This is a genomic window from Streptomyces sp. NPDC059009 (assembly GCF_042740175.1).
Lineage (GTDB): Bacteria > Actinomycetota > Actinomycetes > Streptomycetales > Streptomycetaceae > Streptomyces.
Genome location: NZ_JBHYJB010000027.1, coordinates 93,355 through 112,247, shown reverse-complemented (window position 1 = coordinate 112,247; position 18,893 = coordinate 93,355). Strand labels below are relative to the sequence as shown.

Here is an 18,893-nt window from a genome sequence, read left to right as displayed (position 1 = left end):
TTGTGGGCGGGGCGGGGGGGACGCTGGCGGACCCAGTCATCTTGGGGGGGGGCCCCCCTTTAACCGGGGGCCCCGCCGCCCTTGTGCGTAACGCCGTCTCAGCTCAGGCCGGGCTCAGCTGAAGGAGTCGCCGCAGGCGCAGGACCCGGTGGCGTTCGGGTTGTCGATCGTGAAGCCCTGCTTCTCGATGGTGTCCACGAAGTCGATGGAGGCGCCGCCCAGGTACGGGGCGCTCATGCGGTCGGTGACCACCTTGACGCCATCGAATTCCTTGACGACATCACCGTCGAGCGAGCGCTCGTCGAAGAACAGCTGGTAGCGCAGGCCCGAGCAGCCGCCCGGCTGAACGGCGACGCGCAGCGCCAGGTCGTCCCGGCCCTCCTGCTCCAGCAGGCCCTTCACCTTGGCCGCGGCGGCGTCCGACAGGAGGATGCCGTCGCTCACGGTGGTGGTCTCGTCCGATACGGACATCTGCTTCTCTCCCGGGTTGTACGGAGACTGCTTGCCGACGGTTCAACCGGCGGGGCCCCGGATTCATTCCGGGCTTCCCCTTCATGCTCGCACACGGGACATCAAGGGGCCGTAGGGCAGTCGAACGGCGAATTCGTCACATCGACACTATCGCCATCGTCAAACTGACGTGAAGCGGTTATGATAGATAACGTCAATTCGACGAAAAGCATGCCCGGACAGAGGGTGTGCCCGCCGGAAGAAGAAAGGGTGCGTGTCGTGACCACCGCCCAGGACCTTGATGTTCAGCCCACTCCCCTCGCCCTGCTCCTGCTCGGCCGCGAGGCCGACCCCAAGAGCGAGCGCGGCGTGGAGTGCCCCGGCGACCTCCCCTCGCCCTCCGACCCGGATCTGGTGGAGCGTGCCCGCGCCGCCAAGGAGAAGCTGGGCGACAAGGTCTTCGTGCTCGGCCACCACTACCAGCGCGACGAGGTCATCCAGTTCGCGGACGTCACCGGTGACTCCTTCAAGCTGGCCAAGGACGCGGCCGCGAAGCCCGAGGCCGAGTACATCGTCTTCTGCGGCGTGCACTTCATGGCCGAGTCGGCCGACATCCTGACCGGGGACGACCAGAAGGTCGTGCTGCCGGACCTCGCCGCCGGGTGCTCCATGGCCGACATGGCCACCGCCGAGCAGGTCGCGGAGTGCTGGGACGTGCTGACCGAGGCCGGCATAGCCGAGCGCGTGGTCCCCGTCTCGTACATGAACTCCTCCGCCGACATCAAGGCGTTCACCGGCAAGCATGGCGGCACCATCTGCACCTCGTCGAACGCGAAGCGCGCCCTGGAGTGGGCCTTCGAGCAGGGTGAGCAGGTGCTCTTCCTGCCGGACCAGCACCTCGGGCGGAACACCGCGGTCCGCGACATGGGGATGTCGCTCGACGACTGCGTCGTCTACAACCCGCACAAGCCGAACGGCGGCCTCACCGCCGAGCAGCTGCGCGACGCCAAGATGATCCTGTGGCGCGGGCACTGCTCGGTGCACGGGCGGTTCAGTCTGGAGAGCGTCGAGGACGTGCGGGCGCGCATCCCGGGCGTCAACGTCCTCGTCCACCCCGAGTGCAAGCACGAGGTCGTGGCCGCGGCCGACTACGTGGGGTCGACCGAGCACATCATCAAGACCCTCGAGGCGGCGCCCGCCGGGTCGAAGTGGGCCATCGGCACCGAGCTGAACCTCGTGCGACGGCTCGCCAACCGGTTCGCCGCCGAGGACAAGGAGATCGTCTTCCTCGACAAGACGGTGTGCTTCTGCTCGACCATGAACCGGATCGACCTGCCGCACCTGGTCTGGGCGCTCGAGTCGCTGGCCGAGGGGAACCTGGTCAACCGCATCGAAGTCGACCGGGAGACCGAGCAGTTCGCGAAGATGGCCCTGGAGCGGATGCTGGCGCTGCCGTAGTCCGGCTCGAAGTCACCGGTCACTTTCGGTAAGGGGCGTCCGCCATTGCGGGCGCCCCTTACCGCGTTCTACGCTCCCCCCACCTGACGCGTTCTGCGCTCCTTCAGCGCCGCGCCCAGCGCCTCCATCGCGGGGACGGACGCGGCGAGCGCCGTCCGCTGCTCGTCGCTGAGCACGGCCAGCGCGTCGGCGAAGATCTCCGCCCAGGCGTTCTCGATCAGGGCCATGCCCTGCTCCGCCTTGAGGGTCGGCTTCAGGCGCACCACCCGGCCGTCGTTCGGGTCCTTCTCGCGCTCCAGCAGTCCCTGGTTGACCAGGCCGCGGACCGTCGCGCTCACGTTGCTCGCGTGCAGCCCCAGTTCGCGGGCGAGGACGCTCACCGTCACGCCCGGTTCGGCGTGCACGTAGCGCATCAACTCCAGCTCCGAGGGCGGCAGTCGCCACAGCCCCGCCTCGTCCATGCCCTGGAAGCGCAGGACGCGCGAGAGCGCGTACAGCGCGGGTGTCAGGTCGCGGGCCGCCCGGACGAGGTCCGCGTCCGGCTGCTGCTTCTCGGTCTCTCGCTGCTCACTCACTCCCCCATGCTACCTTCACCTATAGATATATAACTATCTCTATCTCGACCGACTCGACCGAGGGGGTTCCCCACCCATGCCCGTGCTCACCGGCGCGCTCGCGCTGCTCTGCTTCATCGGTCCGCTCTCCACCGACATGTACCTCCCCGCCTTTCCCCGCATGGCCGCCGAGCTGCACACCGACGCCTCCGGGGTGCAGCTCACGCTGACCGCGTTCCTGGTCGGCATGACCCTGGGCCACCTGGTCTTCGGGCCGCTCTCCGACCGGTACGGCCGGCGCGGGCCGCTGCTCGCCGGGGCCGCCGTGTGCACCGTCGGGACCGCGCTGTGTGCCGTGGCGCCCTCGCTGGGGTGGCTGGTCGCGCTGCGGTTCGTGACCGGGTTCAGCGGGGCCGCGGGCGTGGTGATCAGCCGGGCCGTGGTGACGGACGTGGTCCAAGGGGCCGCCGCCGCGCGGCTGTTCGGGATCCTGATGACCCTCGCCGGGATCGCGCCGATCCTCGCGCCGCTCGCGGGCGGTGCCGTGATCGGGGCCGCCGGGTGGCGGGGCGTGTTCTGGGTGCTCGCCGGGGTGTCCCTGCTGGTGACCGCGGCGGTCCTGGTCGGCGTACCGGAGAGCCTGCCGAAGGAGCGGCGGCTCGCGGGCGGGGTGCGGCGGGTGGCCGCGGCGGTGCGAGAGGTCGTGGGCGACCGGGAGTACGTGGCGTACACCCTCGCCTTCACCTTCGGGTTCGGGATGCTCTTCTGCTACATCGCCGGGTCGCCGTTCCTGCTCCAGAACGTCCTGGGCATGGGGGTCGGGGCCTCGTCCGTGGCGTTCTCCGGCGGGGCGGTCGTCGCGACGCTGTCGAGTGCGGTGGGGGCGCGGGTCGTGGGGCGGACCGGGCCCGAACGCCTGCTGCGGGGCGGGCTGTTCGCGATGCTCGGGGGCTCGGTGGCGCTGCTCGCGCTCGCCCTCGCGGGCCTGCTGACGGTGGTGGGGGTCCTGGTGCTGCTCGCCGTGGTGTGCGCGGGGCTCGGGCTGGTCGTGGCCAATGCGGCGGCCCTCGCGCTCGCCCGGGTGCCGGGGGCGTCCGGCATGGGCTCGGCGCTGCTCGGCACGGCGCAGAGCGGGCTCGGCGCGGTGGTCGCACCGCTGGTGGGGCTCGGCGGCGAGGGGACGGCGGTGCCGCTGTTCCTGGGGATGAGCGGGTGCGGCGTCGCGGCGCTGCTCGCGCTGGCCCTGGGCGTACGCGGACGGGGCGCCCCTCCGGTGGAGGAGCGCCCCGTCGTGGAGGTCGCGCGCGATCGGGCGTGACGGTCGCGCGCGATCAGACCTGGGCGGGCTCGGGGTCGCCCGAGTCGGTGTCCGACTGAGCCGGGACGGTGCCCGCCTTCTTCGCCCGCTTCGCCTCGCGCTTGGCGCGCCTGCGGTCCTTGCGGAGCTCGACCATGGCGTACAGCGTCGGCACGAGGAGCAGCGTGAGCAGCGTCGACGAGATCAGGCCGCCGATCACCACCACCGCGAGCGGCTGGGCGATGAAGCCGCCCTCGCCCGTGATGCCCAGGGCCATGGGGAGGAGAGCGAAGATCGTCGCCAGGGCCGTCATGAGGATCGGGCGGAGGCGGTGGCGGCCACCCTCGATGACCGCTTCCACCGTGCCGTAACCCTGCCTGCGGTACTGGTTGATCAGGTCGATCAGGACGATCGCGTTGGTGACCACGATGCCGATGAGCATCAGCATGCCGATCATCGCCGGGACGCCCATCGGGGTGCCGGTCGCGACCAGCAGGCCGATCGCGCCCGTCGCCGCGAACGGGATGGAGACCAGCAGGATCAGCGGCTGGACCAGCGAGCGGAACGTCGCGACCAGGAGCATGAAGACGATCGCGACGGCCGCGAGCATCGCGAGGCCCAGCGAGGCGAACGCCTCGTCCTGGTCCTGCGAGACGCCGCCGATGTCGGCCGTGGCGCCCTTCGGGAGGTCCAGGGCGTCGATCTTCTTCTGCAGGTCGGCGCTGACGGCACCCGTGTTGTCGCCGGTCGGCTTGGCCGTGATCGTCGCGGCGCGGGCGCCGTCGATGCGGGTCATCGAGACCGGACCGTCGACCAGTTTCACCTCGGCGATGTCGCCGAGCCTGGCCTGGCCGAGCTTGAGGTCGCGCAGCTCGGCCAGCGTCTTGGCCGGCTTCGCCGACTTCACCACGACGTCGCGCTCGGTGTCGTCGAGGATCGCCTTGCCGCTGGTGGTGCCGCGCACGGCCTGGGCGACGGCCTGGCCGAGCGTGGTGTCGTCGAACCCGGCCTCGGCCGCCTTGGCGTTGGCCTTCACCGAGATGCGCGGGATGGACTGCGAGAGGTCGCTGGTGACGTCCGTGACGTCGTCGATCTTCGCGACCTCGGTGCGGACCTCCTCGGACGCCTTGCGCAGGACGTCCCCGTCGGCGGCCTTCACCACGACGCTGAGGTCCTGGCTGCCGAAGCCGTCGCCCGCGGAGACCGTGGTCCGGCCCACGCCCGAGAGGCCGTCGAGCCCTTCCTCGATGCGGTCCTGGACCTTCTCGTAGTCGGCCTTGTCCTTCAACGTCACCGTGTACGACGCCTGGTTGGTGTCGGTGCCGCCGCCGAAGGCCGCCATGAAGCCGGACGAGCCGACCGTGACCTGGTAGTCCTTGACGTCGTCGACGCCCGCGAGCATCTTCTCGATCTTCTTCGCGGCGGCGTTGGACGCCGACAGGCTGGTGCCGGGCTTCAACTCCTGCTTGATGTTGAGGACTTCCTGCTCGCCCTGGTCGAAGAAGTTGGTCTTCAGCAGGGGGGCCATGCCGAAGGTGCCGACCAGGATCACGATCGCGAGGGCGAGGCTGGTGAGGCGGCGCCGGGTCGCGAAGCGGAGCACGGGGACGTAGATCCGCTGAAGACGGCTCTTCGCCTCCTTCTCCTCGGCCTTGCGGCGGGCCTCCTCCGGGTCGGCCCCGCGGATCGCCTTCGGGGGCCGCAGGAACCAGTACGACAGGACCGGCACCACCGTGAGCGAGACCAGCAGGGACGCGAGGAGCGCCGCCGTGACGGTCAGGCTGAAGGAGCCGAAGAGCTCGCCGACCATGCCGCCGACCAGGCCGATGGGCAGGAAGACGGCGACGGTGGTGAGGGTCGAGGAGGTGACGGCGCCCGCGACCTCGCGGACCGCCTTGAGGATGGCCTCCTGGCGCTCCTCGCCGTAGCCGAGGTGGCGCTTGATGTTCTCCAGGACCACGATCGAGTCGTCGACGACGCGGCCGATCGCGATGGTCAGGGCGCCGAGCGTGAGCATGTTCAGGGAGAGGTCCCGCGTCCACAGGACGATCAGGGCGAGGACCACGGAGAGCGGGATCGAGACCGCGGTGACCAGGGTCGAGCGGATCGACGCCAGGAAGACCAGGATCACCAGGACCGCGAAGACCAGGCCGAGGGCGCCCTCGGTGGTCAGGCCCTCGATGGACTTGGCGACGGCCGGGCCCTGGTCGCTGGCGACCGTGAGCTGCGCGCCGGAGCCGAGGTCCTTGCGGAGCTCGGGGAGCTTGTCCTTGACCGCGTCCGAGATGGCGACCGCGCTGCCGTCGTGGTCCATGGTCACGGCGACGGCGAGGCTCGGGGCGCCGTTGGTGCGGGTGATCGAAGTGGCCGTCGCGGGCTGCTGCTCGACGGTCGCGACGTCACCGACGCGCACCGGCTTGCCGGGCTGCCCGGCGCCGCCGGACTTGGGCTCCGGGGTGACGCGCAGGTCCTCGATCTGCTTCAGGGAGGTGAAGCCGCCGCCGACCTGGACGGTGCGGTTCTTGCCGTCCTCGTCGAAGGAGCCCGCCGGGAGCGTGGCGCCGCCCGCCTGCAACGCCTGGCCGAGCGCGGCCGGGGTCAGGCCCGCCTTGGCCAGCTTCCGGTCGTCCGGGGTGACGTCGACCTGGAGGTCGCGCACGCCGTCGACGGTGACCTGACCGACGCCGTCGATGTCCTTCAGGGTCGGTATGACCGTCTTGTCCAGCTGGTCGGAGAGGGCCTGCTGGTCCTTGTCCGAGGTGACGGCGAGGACGACGGTCGGGATGTCGTCGGTGGAGCCCGCGACCACCTGCGGGTCGACGTCGTCGGGGAGTTCGGCGCGGGCGCGGTTCACGGCCTGCTGGACGTCGGCGACGAGCTGCTTGGAGCCGTCCCCGTAGTCGAACTGGGCCATGATCACGGCGTTGCCCTCGCTCGCCGTGGAGGTGATGCCCTTGATGCCGTCGACGGCGTCGATGTTGTCCTCGAGCGGCTCGACGACCTGCTTCTCGACCACATCGGGGGACGCGCCCTCGTACGGGGCCAGGACGGACACCATCGGCAGTTCGATGGAGGGCAGCAGCTGCTGCTTGAGCTGCGGGATGGCGATCGCGCCGAAGACGATCGCGATGATCGACATCAGCCCGACCAGGGCCCGTTGGGCGAGGCTGAACCGGGACAGCCAGGACATGGGGGGTCTCTCTCTGTGGCGTGTGGGGTGCGCCGTGCTTCGCGGACGCGGCAGGTGGCGGTCCGTCGAGGAAGGCCCGCCCCGTACACCTTCAGCCATCGATGCGGGCGCCCACGTCGCACCCAGGTCCGGTTCTTATGGGGCGCCTACTGCGGGCGCAGTACGCATGTCCGCCGCTCACTCCACCCTTGGACGTACCAGGCCCGATTCGTATGCGATCACCACGAGTTGGGCCCGGTCGCGGGCGCCGAGCTTCGCCATCGCCCGGTTCACATGGGTCTTCACGGTGAGCGGGCTGACCTCCAGGCGCTCGGCGATCTCGTCGTTCGAGTGGCCGCCCGCGACCTGGACGAGGACCTCGCGCTCGCGGCCGGTGAGCGCGCCGAGGTGCTCCGCGCGCGCCGGGTCCGCCTCCTGCGAACTCTCGCCCTGCGCGAGGAACTTGGCGATGAGCCCCTTCGTCGCGACGGGCGAGAGCAGCGCCTCACCGGCCGCGGCGACCCGGATCGCGCCGAGCAGTTCGTCCGGCTCCGCCCCCTTGCCGAGGAACCCGGAGGCCCCGGCGCGCAGCGACTGCACCACGTACTCGTCGACCTCGAAGGTGGTCAGCATGACCACGCGGACGTGGGCGAGCTCGGGGTCGGCGCTGATCATGCGGGTCGCGGCGAGTCCGTCGGTGCCCGGCATGCGGATGTCCATCAGGACGACGTCGGCCCGCCCCGCCCTGGCGAGCCGGACCGCCTCCGCGCCGTCGGACGCCTCGCCGACGACCTCCATGTCGGGCTCGGAGTCGACGAGGACCTTGAAGGCGCTGCGCAGCAGGGCCTGGTCGTCGGCGAGCAGGACGCGGATCGTCACGCGGTGTCTCCTGGGGGTGTGGGGCGGGGGTCGGTGGAACTGGGGGGTGTGGAGCGGGGGTCGGCGGACCGGGCCGCCTTGTCCGTGGCGACGGGCAGGATCGCATGGACGCGGAAGCCGCCGCCGTAGCGGGGGCCCGCGGTGATGCGGCCGCCGAGGGCGGCGACGCGTTCGCGCATGCCGATGAGGCCGTGGCCGCCGCCGATGCTGTCCTCGCCGTCCTCCTCGTGCGGCCCGTCCGGCTTCTCGGCGGGGCCGTCCTTCTCGGCGGGGCCGTCGTCGAGGATCGTGATCTCCACGTTCGGGCCCACGTGGACGACGCTCACCTCGGCCTTGGCGTCCGGGCCCGCGTGCTTCTGCACATTGGTGAGGGCCTCCTGGATGACCCGGTACGCGGCCAGGTCCACGGCGGCGGGCAGGGCGGGGCCGCCGTCGCCGCGGGCCACCTCGACGGGAAGGCCCGCGTTACGGAAGGTGTCCACGAGTTCGTCGAGGCGCTCCAGGCCCGGGGCGGGTTCGGTAGGGGCCTCGGGGTCGCCGGTCTGGCGCAACAGGCCGACGGTGGCGCGGAGTTCGCCGAGTGCGGAGCGGCTGGCGTCGCGCACATGGGCGAGGGCTTCCTTGGCCTGGTCGGGGCGCTTGTCCATGACGTGCGCGGCGACGCCCGCCTGGACGTTGACGAGGGCGATGTGGTGGGCGACCACGTCGTGCAGGTCGCGGGCGATGCGCAGGCGCTCCTCGGCGACCCGGCGGCGGGCCTCCTCCTCGCGGGTGCGCTCGGCTCGCTCGGCGCGCTCCCTTATGGCGTCGACGAAGGCGCGGCGGCTGCGCACGGCGTCGCCGGCGGCCGCGGCCATGCCCGTCCAGGCGAAGATGCCGAGGTTCTCCTGCGCGTACCAGGGCAGCGGCCCGACCAGCATCGCCACCGCGGTGAGCAGGGTCATCGTGATGAGGCCGACCCGCCAGGTGGTGGGGCGGTCGGTGGTGGAGGCGACGGTGAAGAGCGCGATGACCGCGCACATCACGACGGGGGCGCGCTGCTGGCTGCCCTCGGTGAACAGCTCCACCAGGGAGACGGCGACAGTGGCGGCGAGCACGGGCCAGGGGGCGCGGCGCCGGTACACCAGGGCGCCGGCGCCGAGCACCATCAGCGTCAGGCTGAAGGCGTCGGGCGTGTGGGTGCCCCAGGTGGGGCCGTGCTGTCCGTAGGGGCCCACGAAGGAGCCGATGACCATGCAGACGAGTACGCCGAGCGCGAGGGCGGCGTCCACGGCGTGGGGGTGCGCCTTGGCCGCGCAGCGGACTCGTTGAATGTTGGTCACGCCGCCAACGTTACGGGGGGCTCGGGGCGCCCGGCGATGGGGAGTTGGGGCACTGTTGCGTTTGGGGGGCGCCGTGGTGGGTGGGTGCCCCCCGGCTGCGTCGGGGCTTGCGTTGTTGTTCCCGCTCCCGGGGAGTGGGTGCCATCCTCGCCGCTTCGCGGCTCGATTTCTCCCACCCGCCCACCCGTTGCTCGGCGACGCGGGGTCGGCCGACGTCGCGGGTGGGTGGGCGTCGCAGCGGAGTATCGCCCCTGGGTGGTGGCGCAGGGGCCCTGCCGACACTCGTCGCCTCGTCGGCCTCGTCAGCCGGGGATCAAGCCGTCGTCGCTGAGCAGTTCCCTGACCTCTTCCAGCGTCGCGTCGGGCGACGGAAGGATCAGCTCGGAGGGTTCGAGGGCGTCGTCGGGGAGCGGCTCGCCCAGTTCGCGGACCTTGTCGAGGAGTGCGGAGAGCGTGCGGCGGAAGCCTGGTCCGTCGCCGTTCTCCATCTCCTCCAGGAGCTCGTCGTCCAGCTTGTTCAGCTCGGCGAAGTGGCTGTCGGCCAGCTTCACCTGCCCCTCCCCCATGATCCGTACGATCATGTCGCCCTCCTCGGACGCGTTACTGCTTGTCGAAGCGCGGGGTGTCCTGCGGCTGCTGGGTCTGCGGCGCGCCCTGGCCGGGCTCGATGGCCTGCTTCGGGGTGGAGCCCCCGGCCAGCTCGGCCTTCATGCGCTGCAGCTCCAGCTCTACATCCGTACCACCGGAGAGGCGGTCGAGCTCGGCCTGGATGTCGTCCTTGGCCATGCCCGACTGGTCGTCGAGGGCGCCGGAGGCGAGGAGCTCGTCGATCGCGCCCGCCCGCGCCTGGAGCTGCGCGGTCTTGTCCTCGGCGCGCTGGATCGCCATGCCGACGTCGCCCATCTCCTCGGAGATGCCGGAGAACGCCTCGCCGATGCGGGTCTGCGCCTGGGCCGCGGTGTACGTGGCCTTGATCGTCTCCTTCTTCGTACGGAAGGCGTCGACCTTGGCCTGGAGGCGCTGGGCCGCAAGGGTGAGCTTCTCCTCCTCGCCCTGGAGGGTCTGGTGCTGCGTCTCCAGGTCCGTCACCTGCTGCTGGAGCGCGGCGCGGCGGGAGAGCGCCTCGCGGGCCAGGTCCTCGCGGCCGAGCGCGAGGGCCTTGCGGCCCTGGTCCTCGAGGGTCGAGGACTGCTTGTTGAGCTGGCTCAGCTGCAGCTCCAGGCGCTTGCGGGAGGTCGCCACGTCGGCGACGCCGCGGCGCACCTTCTGCAGGAGCTCAAGCTGCTTCTGGTACGAGTAATCGAGGGTTTCGCGCGGGTCCTCGGCCCGGTCAAGGGCCTTGTTCGCCTTCGCGCGGAAGATCATCCCCATACGCTTCATGACACCGCTCATGGGCTTCGCGCGCCCCCTTCTGACGGACTTCCAGCTCCAGGTACTGCAACAGAACCCACGGTACGGGGTCTGCATCCATTACCGCACTGTTCGCGAGCGGATGCGCTCATCCCCAAGGACGACTGCGTCCGGCCCTGCTCCGGCGTAGGGAGTAGGTGCACCCCTGTAACAGGGAGGCATACCTGCCCCGACGCCCCTTTGGTGTGTATGGGACACCTAGTGAAGACGCCCGGTGTTGCCGGATCGTTCCCCGCGGGGAGGGGGTCCATGCCTGTGCACCCCGTACCCTTGGCTTTTGTGTTCCGTAGCCGATCCAAGGAAGAGAAGGCCCCGGCCGACAAGGCGCCGGTGACCGACTCCAACCAGCCCCGTGACCCGCAGGCCCCCAAGGGCCGCCCCACCCCCAAGCGCAGCGAGGCCCAGTCGCAGCGCCGCAGCGTGGCCAATACGCCGACGACGCGCAAGGAGGCCGCGAAGCGGCAGCGCGACGAGCGGCGCGTGCAGATGGCCAAGCAGCGCGAGGCCCTGGCCAGCGGGGACGAGCGCTATCTGCCGCCGCGCGACAAGGGTCCCGTGCGCAAGTTCGCGCGCGACTTCGTGGACTCGCGGTTCTGCATCGCCGAGTTCTTCCTGCCGCTCGCGGTGATCATCCTCGTCCTGAGCATGGTCCGGGTCCCGCAGCTGCAGAACATCGCGCTGCTGCTGTGGCTCGCCGTGATCGTCCTGATCATCGTCGACTCCGTCGCCACGGTCTTCCGTCTGAAGAAGCGCCTGAACGAGCGCTTCCCGGACCAGCCGAAGAAGGGCGCCGTCGCGTACGCCCTCATGCGCACCCTCCAGATGCGTCGCCTGCGCCTGCCGAAGCCGCAGGTCAAGCGCGGAGAGCGGCCCTGACGGCGCCGGACGGTTTCGGGGGCGGGGCGGCCACGACCTGGCTCGGCGGGCTTGGCGGGGTGCGCAATGTCGTGCGCCAGGAGCTGGTGGCCCGGCAGCTGGACGAGCAGATCGTGGCGCGCTACCCCGTGGGGCAGCGGCTGCGGGTGCTCGACGTCGGCATGGGGCAGGGCACCCAGGCGCTGCGGCTGGCCCGGGCCGGGCACAAGGTGACGGGCGTCGAGCAGGACGTGGAGATGGTCGCGGCGGCGCGGGCCGCGCTCGCCGAGGAGCCCGAGGGCATCCGGAGCCGGGTGCGGATCGTCGAGGGGGACGGCCGGGAGACCGGGGTCCACTTCCTGCCGGGCAGTTTCGACGTGGTGCTGTGCCACGGGGTGCTCATGTACGTCGAGGAGCCGGACGCGCTGCTCGCGGGGCTCGCCCGGATGCTGGCGCCCGGCGGCCTGCTGTCCGTCCTGGTGCGCAACGGGGACGCGCTGGCCATGCGGCCGGGCCTGAGCGGCGACTGGGCGGGGGCACTGTCCGCCTTCGAGGGCGACACCTACACCAACCGGCTCGGCCTGCAGGCCAGGGCCGACCGGCTCGGGACGCTGACCTCGACGCTCGCGGGGATCGCGGCGCCCCTGCACGCCTGGTACGGGGTGCGGGTGTTCACCGACACCGAGCCCGACGGGGCCGCGCCGCCCTCGGAGCGCGACCTGGAGCTGCTGATCGCCGCCGAGGAGCGGGCCGGGCGCACGGACCCGTACCGGAGGGTGGCGGCGCTGCTGCATCTGTGCGGGGTGCGGGGCTGAGCCTGCGGGCTGGGCCTGCGGGGCCTGGCTCTCGGGGCTGAGCCTGCGAGGCCGAGCGCTCGGGGCCGAGCCCCACGCCCGCCGGCCGGCACCGCCCGGCCGGCGCCGTCGCCGCCCCTGCCCCCACGGCCAGGACGGCGACGGATTCCGGGCCGTCAGTACCTACTGATGCGGGCCGTCAGTACTTACTGATGCACTTCAGCTCGACGCGCCCGATCTTGGCGTTGGGCACGGCGTGCTTGATGTTGTACGCCTGCGCGGAGTACTTCACCGCGCGCAGCTCGGTCGGGGTGGCGCGCTCCGTCACCAGGATCTGCTGCGAGCCGCCGAAGGCGTGGGTGCGCACCGAACCGCCGCCCACCGGCTTGAACTTGTGCACGATGTTGCCGATGCCGCCGGACGAGATGTAGACCGTCTTGCCCGCGGGGCAGCGCTTGACGCCGGTCTTCTTCTGGCCGAGGCCGCTCGACTTCTTGCCGACCCGCCAGCCCGTCTTGCTGCAGTAGCCGTAGACCTTGCTCAGGTTCTTGCCGTTGCCGTAGTGCGAGGTGACCTTCCACGTGACGTTCTTGCGCCAGGTCGGGATGGTGCGCGTCGAGATGCCGTCGGGCGTGTGCCGCCACACGCGGGACACCAGGTGGCCGCCCTTCGGCTTCCACGACACCCGCGAGGCGCCCGCGGCCGAGTCCCAGATCCAGGCCGTCTCGCCCTTCTTGCGGCAGGTGAGCTTGCCCTTCTTCGAGTGGAACCCGCCCGCCTTGGCGGCCACGGCCGACTTCTCGGCGGTGCCGGCCGTGGCCGTGTCCCCGGTGTCGGCCTGGGCCGAACCGGCGCCCGCGAGCGGCGTCAGGACGGCGGCTCCGACGGCGAGTGCACAGACGTGAGTGCTGACACGACGAGTGAACGTCACACTCGTCTCCCATCTACTTGAGGCGTGCGTCGAACCCTCCTCACCGTAGGGACCGGCGATCGCGCTCCACCATTGAACGAAAGGGCAATGCCCCGATCGGCCGCTCGCCCGGCCGCCCCGGCCGTCACCCCCTGATCGGCCCTCTATCGCAAGGCGGCGCGAGCGGACAAACCCGACACTCGGGGCATGAAGCCCTCTCGTATGCGTCGCTCCCTGCTGCTGCCGCTGTCCGCCTCCGTCTGCGCCGTAGCGCTGGTCGGCGGATGCGCCGGCGGCGGCTCGGACAGCTCCTCCTCGTCGACCACGCAGGCCGCGCCGATGGCGGCGAGCGATCTGCAGGACGACTACCAGAAAGTGATCAAGGACGTGCTGCCGTCGGTCGTGCAGATCGACGCGGCCGACAGCCTCGGCTCCGGCGTCGTCTACGACGACAAGGGGCACATCGTCACCAACGCCCATGTCGTGGGCGACGAGAAGAACTTCAAGGTGACGACGGCCACCAGCAAGGAGCCGCTCGCCGCGAAGCTGGTCTCCGCCTACCCCGACCAGGACCTCGCCGTCATCAAGCTGGACAACCCGCCGAGCGGGCTGAAGGCCGCGAAGTTCGGGGACTCCACGAAGGCGGAGGTCGGGCAGATCGTCCTCGCGATGGGCTCGCCGCTGGGGCTGTCGTCCAGCGTGACGCAGGGCATCGTCTCCGCGACCGGGCGGACCGTCAGCGAGGGGCGCTCCGGCGGGGGCACCGGCGCGACGATCGCCAACATGGTGCAGACCTCGGCCGCGATCAACCCGGGCAACAGCGGTGGCGCCCTGGTGAACCTCGACGGGGAGGTCATCGGCATCCCCACGCTCGCCGCGACCGACCCGGACATGGGCGACAGCGCCGCGCCCGGCATCGGCTTCGCCATCCCCTCGTCGATGGTGACGACGGTCGCCGGCCAGATCGTCAAGGACGGCAAGGTCACGGACTCCGGGCGGGCCGCGCTCGACATCACCGGCCGCACGGTGCTGGGCGACGACTACAAGCCCGCGGGCGTCGCGGTCGTCGAGGCGAAGAACGGCGGGGCCGCGGACAAGGCGGGGCTCAAGGCAGGCGACATCATCACCCGGCTCGGCGACGACGAGATCACCACGATCACCTCGCTCTCCGAAGCGCTGGCCGCGGACAAGCCGGGCGACAAGGTGAAGGTGGCCTATGTGCGGGACGGGGCCGAGAAGAGCGCGGACGTGACGCTGGGCGAGATGTAGCGCGCCCTCGCGTCCTCGCGTTCCTGCATCCCCGCGTTCCTGCACCCCCGCATTCCTGCATCCCGCGAGCAGTCGCATGACGAGGCGCCCGGCATCGTGCTCGCCGGGCGCCTCGGTCTGTTCCTGAGGGGCGGGTCCTACGACGCGTGCAGGCTCATCGGCCCGTAGATCTCCGAGGTGTCCTCGAACAGGGTCACCTGGTCGGCGCCGCCCTCCGCGAGGGCCTTCCAGTTCTCACCGACCCAGGACTCCGCGTCGCCCTGCGTGGTGAACTCCTCGGGCTGCACCGCGGGCTGGACCTCCGTCCCGTCCGCCGTCTCGAACCGCCACGTCCATGCCGTCATGTCAGCCTCCCGAGCGCCCGGTCACCGGTTCACGTGCGTTCACGTCCGTTCACGTCCAACGAACTGCCCAGAAGCCTATCCGGGCGCGCGCCCGCGCGGCCGACGCGGGAGGATCTTCCCGTGGAACTGACTCTGCTCGGCACCGGAGCCCCCGAAGGACTGCCCCGACCCGGCTGCCCCTGCGCGGTGTGCGCGACCGCGCTCGGTCCGGCCGCGCGGGCCGCCACCGCGCTGCTGATCGACGGGGTGCTGCTGCTCGATCTGACGCCGGGGGCCGCCTTCGCGGCGGCCCGGGCGGGGCACTCGCTCGGCGGGGTGCGGCAGGTGCTGCTCTCCCATCCGCACGACGGGCCCGCCGTCGACGTACCGGCGGGCCTGCCGCAGCCGGGGCGGGTGCCCGACGGGCGGGAGCTGGCGCTGCTGACCGGGCACCGGGTGCGGGCGGTGGCGATGGACGCGCCGGGGACCGGGTACGAGGTCACGGGGCCCGAGGGCGAGCGGCTGCTGTATCTGCCGCCCGGCGGGGCGCCCGCCGGGCTCGCGGGGCCCGCGGAGGGCGGACGCCCGTACGAGATGGTCGTCGCCGACGTCGTCGGGCGGCCGGACGGGATCGCGCGGCTGCGGGCCGCCGGGGACATCGGCCCGACCACCGACGTGATCGCCGTGCACCTCGACCACGAGGTGCCGCCGGGGGCCGAGCTGTCGCGCAGGCTCGCGGCGGCCGGGGCGCGGGCCGTGCCGGACGGGGCGACGCTCCAGGTCGGCGCCTACGAGGACGTACCGGACGTGCCGCGCCGCACCCTCGTCCTCGGCGGCGCCCGGTCCGGGAAGTCCGTGGAGGCCGAGCGGCGCCTCGAGTCCTTCCCCGATGTGCTGTACGTGGCCACGGGCGGGACGCGCGGCGGGGACGCCGAGTGGGCGCAGCGCGTCAGCCTGCACCGGGAGCGGCGGCCCGGCTCCTGGCGGACCGCCGAGACCTGCGACCTGGTGCCGCTGCTCGGTGAGGACGGGCCGCCCCTGCTCATCGACTGTCTGTCGCTGTGGCTGACCCACGCCATGGACGAGGTCGGCGCCTGGGACGACGCCGAGTGGGCGGGCGGCGGGGAGCGGGCGCTGCGCAAGCGGGTCGAGGAGCTGACGGACGCGGTGCGGGCGACGCGGCGCACCGTCGTGGCCGTCTCCAATGAGGTGGGCTCCGGGATCGTGCCCGCGACGGCCTCGGGGCGGCGGTACCGGGACGAACTCGGCCGCCTGAACGCGGCCTTCGCCGCGGAGTGCGAGCACGTCCTGCTGGTCGTCGCGGGGCAGGCCCTGCCGCTACGTGGCTGACATCCCCGTACGCCCCTCGTGCTGCCCCTCGTGTCGCCTTGCCCGGCCGGGGCGTCTGCCCTGAGCTGCTCTTATGACCATCGCCGAAGAGCGGCCCGACGCGGCCGAGACAGCCGACGCCAGAGTCAGACCCCGGCTCGACGGGGTTCCGGAGACCCTGCTGTGGACCCTGTGGAACCGCGCCTGTGAGGCCCGGCGCCCCGACTCCGTGCTGCACGACCCCATGGCCCTGGAGCTCGTGGACGCCATCGACTACCCCTTCGAGGAGCGGCTCGGGCCCCCGCACCCGCTCTTCTCGCAGGTGCAGGGGCTCAGGTCGGTCACCTTCGACCGGGCCGTCGAGGAGTATGTCGCCGAGCATCCGTACGCGACCGTGGTGGCGCTCGGCGAGGGCCTGGAGACCGGGTTCTGGCGCACCGACAACGGCCGCCTGCAGTGGCTGAGCGTCGAGCTGCCCGAAGTGGCCGCGCTGCGCGAGCAGTTGCTGCCCGCGAGCCCGCGCCACCACGTCGTGGCCTGCTCGGCGACCGATCTGAGCTGGCTGGACCGGGTCAGGGACCGGGACAACGGCGTCATCGTCACGGCGCAGGGCCTGCTGATGTATCTGCGCCCGGGCGAGGTGCGGGACATCATCGCCGGGTGCGCACAGGCGCTGCCCGGTGGGGAGTTGGTGCTCGACTCCATGCCGCGCTGGGTCACCAAGGCCACGCGCGAGGGGAAGTTGAAGGTCGGGGATCTGACCATTCCGCCCATGCGGTGGTCGATGGCGGCCGATGAGCGGGGGAAGCTGCGGTCGGCGCATCCCACGGTGCGGGACGTGCGGGCTCTGACCATGCCCCGCGGGCGGGGGCGGCTCGGGCGGCTGATCGAGCATCAGCACCGGGTGCCCGTGTTCCGGTCCATTTCGCCTGCGGTCACTCAGATTCGCTTCGGGTGAGGCCGGTGGGGAACTGCGGGTCCGTTGTGGCCGGTCGCGCAGTTCCCCCGCGCCTCTGAAGGGCGCCCCTGCGGGTCGCCCCCTCTACTGCGCCGCGTACGCGCCGTCCGCCAGGTAGTGCCCGCCGTGCAGGAACGACGCCCTGTCGCTCAGCAGGAACGCCGTCAGCTCGGCCACCTCCTCGGGGGTGCCGAGCCGGCCGGCGGGGTGGAGGGAGGTCAGCAGGTCGCGTACGCCGGTGTCGGCGTCCGCGAGCAGGGGGGTGTCGACGAAGCCGGGGCCGACCGCGTTGACGCGGATGCCCTGCGCGGCGTACTCGATGGCGGCGGTCTTCGTGAGGCCGACGACGGCGTGCTTGGCGGCGCTGTACGCGGCCGAGCCCATGAAGCCGTTCGCGCCGAGCACCGACGACATGTTCACGATGGCGCCGCCGCCCGCCGCGAGCAGCGCCGGGATCTCCGCGCGCAGGCAGTGGAAGACGCCGTGCAGGTTGACGTCCACCACCCGGCGCCAGTCGGCGAGTTCGACGTCGGCGGTGAGCGCGGTGGGGCCCGCGACGCCCGCGTTGTTCACCGCGAGGTGCAGTGCGCCGAAGACGGAGACCGTGGTCTCCACGGCGGTGCGCACCTGGTCCGGGTCGGTGACGTCGGCCGGCACCGGGATGGCGTGCGCGCCGGTCGCGGTGAGTTCCGCCGCGGCCTTGGCTGCACCCTCCTCGTCGCGGTCGGCGACGGCGACGGCCGCTCCCCCTTGGGCCAGCCTGCGCGCGACGGCGCGGCCGATGCCGGAGGCGGCGCCGGTGACCAGGGCCGTGCGGCCCGCGAACTCCCGCTCCGCATAGGGGCCGTTCACGCGTCGGCATCCCTTCGGGCGATCACCCGGTAGGCGTTGGCGAAGCCGTGGCGGCTGAGGAGCGGGGCGAGCAGCCGGTCCACCACCTGGGTCGCGAGCAGCGCGGGCACGGCGCACCAGAACAGCGCGGCCCGCGCCCTGAGGTGCAGCTTGGAGGGGCGGCGCGGGCGCCAGGGGTCGTCGCCGTGCGGCAGGACGTGGTTGAGGACCAGCAGCAGCGCGGCCGTCAGATCGGCGGGGACGTGGGCCTCGCGCCGGTCGGTGGCGACGACCGTGAAACCGAGCGACTCCAGTTCGCGGCGGAGGTTCTTCAGCGGCATGAGGTGCAGGTGCTGCGGCTGCATGTACGCGACCCACCACTTGCCGAGCAGCTTCGCGAACCCGCAGTCGGGGTCCGGGACTTCGATCATCAGGTGGCCGCCGGGGCGCAGCACCGTGCGGGCGGCGACCAGTTCGGCCCGCGGGTCCGTGGAGTGCTCCAGGTAGTGGAACATGCTCATCGCGTCGTAGCGGCCCGCGAGGGAGGCGGCGAGCTCGGGCAGCAGCCCCCGGTGGGCCTCCTCGATGCGCCCGTCCCGCTTCGCGTTCTCGACGCCGTCGCTCAGGTCGAGGCCGTCGAAGGCGGTGTACGGGTGGACTTCCTTCGCGGTACCGGGGAAGTGGCCGTGGCCGGTGCCGACGTCCAGCCAGCTCTCCGGCTCGTCGTGGACGCGCAGGGCGCGGGCGCTGGCGAGGTAGCGCTTGCGGCTGCCGCCGTTGGCGAAGGTCCGCTCCGCGTTCTTCGCGCCGATCCCGTCGTAGAAGTCGCGGTAGTAGAAGTCCAGGCCCTCCAGGTTCAGGCGGGGGTTCTGGAAGGAGTGCGCGCAGTCGCGGCACTCGTCGACGACGAACCGGCCCGGCTTGTGCTGGAGGAGGTCGGTGGTGCGCAACCGGGTGCGCAGCCGTCGCGAGCCGCACCAGGGGCAGTCGGCGCGGCGCGGCTCGTGGAACCGGTCGGTGCCCTGGGCGAGTTCGGAGAGGTAGGCGGGGCGGCGTTCGGCGACCTGCTGGGCGAGGTCCATGGT

Annotated in this window: 18 protein-coding genes; 7 read left to right on the top strand and 11 right to left on the bottom strand. The window is 71.9% G+C overall.

The features are described from left to right. Positions 1-114 precede the first annotated feature (114 nt). Positions 115-471 carry an iron-sulfur cluster insertion protein ErpA gene (gene erpA / locus ACFWYM_RS25920; protein WP_384841830.1) on the bottom strand — a complete coding sequence of 119 codons (357 nt, stop codon included), beginning with the start codon at positions 469-471 and terminating at the stop codon, positions 115-117. A 249-nt stretch (positions 472-720) separates the two neighbouring features. Between erpA and nadA the strand changes: the two genes are divergently transcribed. Further along, on the top strand, positions 721-1,908 hold the full coding sequence (gene nadA, locus ACFWYM_RS25915) for a quinolinate synthase NadA (RefSeq protein WP_384841827.1): 1,188 nt from the start codon (positions 721-723) through the stop codon (positions 1,906-1,908). A 68-nt stretch (positions 1,909-1,976) separates the two neighbouring features. Here the strand turns inward: nadA and ACFWYM_RS25910 are convergent, their stop codons facing one another. Then, the gene (locus ACFWYM_RS25910) at positions 1,977-2,483 is read right to left on the bottom strand and encodes a MarR family winged helix-turn-helix transcriptional regulator (protein ID WP_384841824.1); all 507 of its coding nucleotides are present in this window, start codon (positions 2,481-2,483) and stop codon (positions 1,977-1,979) included. A 76-nt stretch (positions 2,484-2,559) separates the two neighbouring features. On the opposite strand from ACFWYM_RS25910, the gene ACFWYM_RS25905 reads away from it, so the two are divergent. Then, positions 2,560-3,780, top strand: coding sequence for a multidrug effflux MFS transporter (locus ACFWYM_RS25905; protein WP_384841821.1), 1,221 nt, complete (start codon positions 2,560-2,562; stop codon positions 3,778-3,780). Between the two features lie 13 nt (positions 3,781-3,793). Here the strand turns inward: ACFWYM_RS25905 and ACFWYM_RS25900 are convergent, their stop codons facing one another. From ACFWYM_RS25900 to ACFWYM_RS25880, 5 genes are all read right to left on the bottom strand, one after another. After that, complete coding sequence (locus ACFWYM_RS25900) at positions 3,794-6,949, bottom strand: efflux RND transporter permease subunit (RefSeq protein WP_384841818.1); 3,156 nt, start codon at positions 6,947-6,949, stop codon at positions 3,794-3,796. 177 nt (positions 6,950-7,126) lie between these two features. Next, positions 7,127-7,807, bottom strand: coding sequence for a response regulator (locus ACFWYM_RS25895; protein WP_384841815.1), 681 nt, complete (start codon positions 7,805-7,807; stop codon positions 7,127-7,129). Next, positions 7,804-9,129: a sensor histidine kinase gene (locus ACFWYM_RS25890; protein ID WP_384841812.1), complete on the bottom strand. Its 1,326-nt coding sequence runs from the start codon at positions 9,127-9,129 to the stop codon at positions 7,804-7,806. Before ACFWYM_RS25890 ends, ACFWYM_RS25895 begins: the two co-directional genes overlap by 4 nt. 302 nt (positions 9,130-9,431) lie before the next feature. After that, positions 9,432-9,710, bottom strand: a complete 279-nt coding sequence (locus ACFWYM_RS25885) for a hypothetical protein (protein ID WP_384841808.1) — start codon at positions 9,708-9,710, stop codon at positions 9,432-9,434. Between the two features lie 19 nt (positions 9,711-9,729). Continuing rightward, the gene (locus ACFWYM_RS25880; RefSeq protein WP_384841805.1) at positions 9,730-10,521 is read right to left on the bottom strand and encodes a PspA/IM30 family protein; all 792 of its coding nucleotides are present in this window, start codon (positions 10,519-10,521) and stop codon (positions 9,730-9,732) included. 267 nt (positions 10,522-10,788) lie between these two features. On the opposite strand from ACFWYM_RS25880, the gene ACFWYM_RS25875 reads away from it, so the two are divergent. Both ACFWYM_RS25875 and ACFWYM_RS25870 read left to right on the top strand, forming a co-directional pair. Then, entirely contained in the window at positions 10,789-11,415 is a 627-nt protein-coding gene (locus tag ACFWYM_RS25875; RefSeq protein ID WP_384841802.1) for a DUF3043 domain-containing protein, read from the top strand. An 86-nt stretch (positions 11,416-11,501) separates the two neighbouring features. Continuing rightward, complete coding sequence (locus ACFWYM_RS25870) at positions 11,502-12,209, top strand: class I SAM-dependent methyltransferase (RefSeq protein ID WP_384841906.1); 708 nt, start codon at positions 11,502-11,504, stop codon at positions 12,207-12,209. A gap of 178 nt (positions 12,210-12,387) precedes the next feature. Here the strand turns inward: ACFWYM_RS25870 and ACFWYM_RS25865 are convergent, their stop codons facing one another. Further along, the gene (locus ACFWYM_RS25865; protein WP_384841799.1) at positions 12,388-13,119 is read right to left on the bottom strand and encodes a hypothetical protein; all 732 of its coding nucleotides are present in this window, start codon (positions 13,117-13,119) and stop codon (positions 12,388-12,390) included. A 186-nt stretch (positions 13,120-13,305) separates the two neighbouring features. Here ACFWYM_RS25865 and ACFWYM_RS25860 point away from each other — a divergent pair, with 186 nt between their 5' ends. Further along, positions 13,306-14,367 (top strand): S1C family serine protease, encoded by a 1,062-nt coding sequence (locus ACFWYM_RS25860; protein WP_384841796.1) that lies wholly within the window; start codon positions 13,306-13,308, stop codon positions 14,365-14,367. A 137-nt stretch (positions 14,368-14,504) separates the two neighbouring features. Here ACFWYM_RS25860 and ACFWYM_RS25855 read toward each other — a convergent pair whose 3' ends face one another. Further along, on the bottom strand, positions 14,505-14,711 hold the full coding sequence (locus ACFWYM_RS25855) for a hypothetical protein (RefSeq protein ID WP_384841793.1): 207 nt from the start codon (positions 14,709-14,711) through the stop codon (positions 14,505-14,507). A gap of 120 nt (positions 14,712-14,831) precedes the next feature. On the opposite strand from ACFWYM_RS25855, the gene ACFWYM_RS25850 reads away from it, so the two are divergent. Beyond that, a complete protein-coding gene (locus ACFWYM_RS25850; RefSeq protein ID WP_384841790.1) occupies positions 14,832-16,040 on the top strand; it encodes a bifunctional adenosylcobinamide kinase/adenosylcobinamide-phosphate guanylyltransferase in 1,209 nt (402 codons plus the stop codon). 73 nt (positions 16,041-16,113) lie between these two features. Further along, positions 16,114-16,977 carry a class I SAM-dependent methyltransferase gene (locus ACFWYM_RS25845; RefSeq protein ID WP_384841787.1) on the top strand — a complete coding sequence of 288 codons (864 nt, stop codon included), beginning with the start codon at positions 16,114-16,116 and terminating at the stop codon, positions 16,975-16,977. A gap of 84 nt (positions 16,978-17,061) precedes the next feature. Here the strand turns inward: ACFWYM_RS25845 and ACFWYM_RS25840 are convergent, their stop codons facing one another. Then, positions 17,062-17,829, bottom strand: coding sequence for an SDR family NAD(P)-dependent oxidoreductase (locus tag ACFWYM_RS25840; protein WP_384841784.1), 768 nt, complete (start codon positions 17,827-17,829; stop codon positions 17,062-17,064). Then, on the bottom strand, positions 17,826-18,890 hold the full coding sequence (locus ACFWYM_RS25835; RefSeq protein WP_384841780.1) for a class I SAM-dependent methyltransferase: 1,065 nt from the start codon (positions 18,888-18,890) through the stop codon (positions 17,826-17,828). The genes ACFWYM_RS25840 and ACFWYM_RS25835 overlap by 4 nt, the downstream gene beginning before the upstream one ends. Between the last annotated feature and the right edge of the window lie 3 nt (positions 18,891-18,893).

What these genes read in the sequence shown, in the direction of transcription:
- erpA (WP_384841830.1), bottom strand. Translation starts at nt 471, where the DNA reads ATGTCCGTATCGGACGAGACCACCACCGTGAGCGACGGCATCCTCCTG.
- ACFWYM_RS25905 (WP_384841821.1), top strand. Translation starts at nt 2,560, where the DNA reads ATGCCCGTGCTCACCGGCGCGCTCGCGCTGCTCTGCTTCATCGGTCCG.
- ACFWYM_RS25900 (WP_384841818.1), bottom strand. Translation starts at nt 6,949, where the DNA reads ATGTCCTGGCTGTCCCGGTTCAGCCTCGCCCAACGGGCCCTGGTCGGG.
- ACFWYM_RS25885 (WP_384841808.1), bottom strand. Translation starts at nt 9,710, where the DNA reads ATGATCGTACGGATCATGGGGGAGGGGCAGGTGAAGCTGGCCGACAGC.
- ACFWYM_RS25880 (WP_384841805.1), bottom strand. Translation starts at nt 10,521, where the DNA reads ATGAGCGGTGTCATGAAGCGTATGGGGATGATCTTCCGCGCGAAGGCG.
- ACFWYM_RS25875 (WP_384841802.1), top strand. Translation starts at nt 10,789, where the DNA reads ATGCCTGTGCACCCCGTACCCTTGGCTTTTGTGTTCCGTAGCCGATCC.
- ACFWYM_RS25860 (WP_384841796.1), top strand. Translation starts at nt 13,306, where the DNA reads ATGAAGCCCTCTCGTATGCGTCGCTCCCTGCTGCTGCCGCTGTCCGCC.
- ACFWYM_RS25855 (WP_384841793.1), bottom strand. Translation starts at nt 14,711, where the DNA reads ATGACGGCATGGACGTGGCGGTTCGAGACGGCGGACGGGACGGAGGTC.
- ACFWYM_RS25845 (WP_384841787.1), top strand. Translation starts at nt 16,114, where the DNA reads ATGACCATCGCCGAAGAGCGGCCCGACGCGGCCGAGACAGCCGACGCC.
- ACFWYM_RS25835 (WP_384841780.1), bottom strand. Translation starts at nt 18,890, where the DNA reads ATGGACCTCGCCCAGCAGGTCGCCGAACGCCGCCCCGCCTACCTCTCC.